This window comes from Vibrio sp. Vb0304 (assembly GCF_033338995.1).
GTDB classification, from domain to species: Bacteria; Pseudomonadota; Gammaproteobacteria; order Enterobacterales; family Vibrionaceae; genus Vibrio; species Vibrio alginolyticus.
Map to the genome: position 1 here is coordinate 1 of NZ_JAWOTT010000339.1, position 1,066 is coordinate 1,066.

Sequence of the window (1,066 nt, forward strand, 5' to 3'; positions counted from 1 at the left end):
ATCAAGAAGAAAGGCGCTCCGGTGAAGACCGACGTAAAAACAAAAAGAAGTGGCACGGTTATGAGCGCAGAGTCCATCCCGATCCGAGAAAACAAGATTTTAAATCCATAGACGAAGAGGTGTGATTGCTCACACCTCTTTTTGGTTGCGTGAATGTAATTCGGAAAATGCGTTATTTAGTGATTATTTCTGGCCCCATCAAGGTCGTTGGTAGCCAGGTTGATACCCAAGGTACATAAGTCACAATTATCAAGAACAAGAACATGACACCCACCCATGGCAATGCCGCTTTTACAACATTCATCATCGACATTCTTGCCACCCCAGCCGTTACAAACAGGTTCAACCCGACTGGTGGCGTTATCATGCCGATTTCCATGTTCACCACCATCATAATACCGAGGTGAATTGGGTCGATGCCCAGCGCAATGGCAATTGGGAACACCAAAGGAGCAACGATGATCAATAAGCCCGAAGGCTCCATAAACTGACCACCGATCAGGAGCAACAAGTTTACAACTATCAAGAACGTAATTGGCCCAAGCCCCGCAGACAGCATCGATTCCGTGATCATCTGAGGGATACGTTCTTCAGTCAGTACGTGTTTTAAGATCAGTGCATTAGCAATGATAAACAGCAGCATGATGGTAAGCTTGCCCGCTTCATACAAGGTATGCTTAGTGTCTTCATGCACAAAGGTCTGAATCACTTTGACGATCGCTGGTTTGGTGTTTTGCTTATCAGCAAATGGTCCCATGTCTTTATAGATAAAGTTCGCGATAAAGAATGAGTACACCGCCGCAACTGCCGCAGCTTCTGTTGGTGTGAAAATACCGCCATAGATACCGCCAAGGATGATCACCACCAGCAACAAGCCCCAACTCGCATCTTTGGCTGCATCAAACGTTTCTTTCCATCCCACGAATGGTTGCTTAGGTAGATTCTTAATCCTCGCCGCAATGTAGATAGCGATCATCAACATCACGCCAGCCAGCAAACCCGGGATCACACCACCAAGGAACATACGCCCTACTGACACATCGGTCGCCGCTGCATACACCACCAT

1 protein-coding gene is annotated in these 1,066 nt (G+C 47.0%); it reads right to left on the reverse strand.

Annotated features, from left to right (window positions below; translation table 11 throughout):
* Window positions 1–172: 172 nt before the first annotated feature.
* A partial coding sequence (locus R7P35_RS26090) for a TRAP transporter large permease (protein WP_318093376.1) occupies window positions 173–1,066 on the reverse strand: 894 nt, incomplete at its 5' end.